Genomic DNA, 383 nt, shown 5'->3' with positions numbered 1-383 from the left:
CTTCATAAGTATTATCTTTCTCAATAACAGGTACACCGCCACCACCACATGCAATGATGATATTTTTTTGTTCAACAAGTGTACTTATCAATTTATGTTCAAGTATTGAAATTGGTAAAGGTGATGCGACAACCTTTCTATAACCACGACCAGCTGAGTCTGCTTTATAGATAGCCTCAGGTTGCGCTTCTTTCAATTCTTGCATCTCTTCTTCAGTATAAAATGGACCAATCGGTTTAGTTGGTCGATCAAATCTCGGATCATCTTTATCGACTTCTACACGAGTAATAATAGTACCGACAGCTCTGTCACTTCCAATCTCAGATAGTACACGGTTAATTTCTGTTTCTAACCAGTAGCCTATCATACCTTGTGTCATAGAC

The 383-nt window shown here is 38.1% G+C and carries 1 protein-coding gene; it reads right to left on the bottom strand.

Annotated features, from left to right (window positions below; translation table 11 throughout):
* On the bottom strand, window positions 1-383 hold a 383-nt coding region (locus HZY83_RS06750; protein WP_483299227.1), incomplete at both ends, for an amino acid kinase family protein.

This window comes from Gemella sp. GH3 (assembly GCF_013415425.1).
GTDB lineage: Bacteria > Bacillota > Bacilli > Staphylococcales > Gemellaceae > Gemelliphila.
The sequence above is the reverse complement of the archived record's forward strand: the minus strand, read 5'-3'. Positions and strand labels throughout refer to the sequence as shown.